The 1,107-nt window shown below is 55.3% G+C and carries 1 rRNA gene; it reads left to right on the top strand.

Features of this window, described 5'->3' with window-relative positions:
• Positions 1-1,107: ribosomal RNA gene (locus tag ACWEMY_RS29275) — 23S ribosomal RNA — on the top strand; the annotation flags it as partial.

Here is a 1,107-nt window from a genome sequence, read left to right as displayed (position 1 = left end):
GGTCGCAGAGACCAGAGAGAAGCGACTGTTTACTAAAAACACAGGTCCGTGCGAAGTCGTAAGACGATGTATACGGACTGACGCCTGCCCGGTGCCGGAAGGTTAAGAGGACCGGTTAGCCACTTCGGTGGCGAAGCTGAGAATTTAAGCCCCGGTAAACGGCGGTGGTAACTATAACCATCCTAAGGTAGCGAAATTCCTTGTCGGGTAAGTTCCGACCTGCACGAATGGCGTAACGACTTCTCTGCTGTCTCAACCACAGACTCGGCGAAATTGCATTACGAGTAAAGATGCTCGTTACGCGCGGCAGGACGAAAAGACCCCGGGACCTTCACTATAGCTTGGTATTGGTGTTCGGTACGGTTTGTGTAGGATAGGTGGGAGACTGTGAAACCAGCACGCCAGTGTTGGTGGAGTCGTCGTTGAAATACCACTCTGATCGTATTGGACTTCTAACCTCGGACCATGATCTGGTTCAGGGACAGTGCCTGGTGGGTAGTTTAACTGGGGCGGTTGCCTCCCAAAATGTAACGGAGGCGCCCAAAGGTTCCCTCAGCCTGGTTGGCAATCAGGTGTCGAGTGCAAGTGCACAAGGGAGCTTGACTGTGAGAGTGACAGCTCGAGCAGGGACGAAAGTCGGGACTAGTGATCCGGCACCGGCAAGTGGAAGCGGTGTCGCTCAACGGATAAAAGGTACCCCGGGGATAACAGGCTGATCTTCCCCAAGAGTCCATATCGACGGGATGGTTTGGCACCTCGATGTCGGCTCGTCGCATCCTGGGGCTGGAGTAGGTCCCAAGGGTTGGGCTGTTCGCCCATTAAAGCGGCACGCGAGCTGGGTTTAGAACGTCGTGAGACAGTTCGGTCTCTATCCGCCGCGCGCGTTAGAAACTTGAGGAAGGCTGTCCCTAGTACGAGAGGACCGGGACGGACGAACCTCTGGTGTGCCAGTTGTTCCGCCAGGAGCACTGCTGGTTGGCTACGTTCGGAAGGGATAACCGCTGAAAGCATCTAAGCGGGAAGCCTGTTCCAAGATGAGGTTTCTCTCCCACTTGATGGGTTAAGGCCCCCTACAGACCATGGGGTTGATAGGCCGGAACTGGAAGC

Source organism: Nocardia sp. NPDC004415 (assembly GCF_053602435.1).
The sequence above is the reverse complement of the archived record's forward strand: the minus strand, read 5'-3'. Positions and strand labels throughout refer to the sequence as shown.